Below are 544 nucleotides of genomic sequence, written 5' to 3' on the forward strand. Positions count from 1 at the left end.
ATCGATGCCGCACTGAAAGCTGTTGATACTCAGCGCAGCATCCTGGGTGCTTCCCAGAACCGTTTTGAATCTACCATCACGAACCTGAACAATACTGTTAACAACCTGACCGATGCACGTAGCCGTATTCAGGATTCTGATTACGCGACTGAAGTGTCCAACATGTCTCGTGCACAGATTCTGCAGCAGGCAGGCTCTTCTGTACTGGCCCAGGCCAACCAGGTTCCGCAAACCATGTTGTCTCTGCTGCGTTAATTCACACTTATCGCGCAAACCCCGCTCCGGTGGGGTTTTTTAGCTGTTTTTTCCTCTGATGATTTTCTAACTATCTGTATTTACATCTAATTCGTTTTCACGCCAGGTATTGTTTACATAGAAAAAAGCCTAAAGATTTTAGTTTCATCGTCGATAACGAATTTAACGGCACAGAAGCCGTAGGCCAGCGGCCTGAAACTAAACACTATTATGAAGGAAACTCAATTATGGCAGTAATCAATACTAACAGCCTGTCGCTGATGACACAGACTAACCTGAACAAATCTCA

General features: G+C 45.0%; 1 protein-coding gene. It reads left to right on the forward strand.

Translation table 11 applies throughout. The features are described from left to right. Positions 1-255, forward strand: a 255-nt coding sequence (locus OGY08_RS00305) for a flagellin (RefSeq protein WP_286565321.1), incomplete at its 5' end; no start/stop codon positions are given. Between the last annotated feature and the right edge of the window lie 289 nt (positions 256-544).

The sequence above is a fragment of the Citrobacter sp. Cpo069 genome (assembly GCF_030332785.1).
GTDB lineage: Bacteria > Pseudomonadota > Gammaproteobacteria > Enterobacterales > Enterobacteriaceae > Citrobacter > Citrobacter portucalensis.